The following is a 236-nucleotide window of genomic DNA, read 5'->3' as shown; positions in this document are numbered from 1 at the left end:
GAGGGATGGAAAGAAAACGGAAAGCGAGTCAGACTCCGAAATAAAAGGCATTTTCTCTATGAAGGAAAAGAACCCTTTTGGGAAGCCTTTGAAACGTTCTTACAGAATCATTATGCGTATGATCCTACCCAAACCTTGCTTATTATTAATGGCGATGGAGCAGGCTGGATAACGGCATGTCGAGAGTATTTTCGGGAACGCGCCTTTTTCACCATGGATCGTTTTCATGTCGCTCG

At 44.1% G+C, this 236-nt stretch carries 1 protein-coding gene; it reads left to right on the top strand.

All coding sequences use genetic code 11. The features are described 5' to 3' along the window. Positions 1–236, top strand: a 236-nt coding sequence (locus tag QQZ16_RS04415) for a UPF0236 family transposase-like protein (RefSeq protein WP_284561145.1), incomplete at both ends; no start/stop codon positions are given.

This window comes from Bacillus sp. T2.9-1 (assembly GCF_950097965.1).
Lineage (GTDB): Bacteria > Bacillota > Bacilli > Bacillales > Cytobacillaceae > Niallia > Niallia hominis.
Note: the sequence above shows the minus strand (reverse complement) of the source record. Positions and strands in the feature narration are given on the sequence as shown.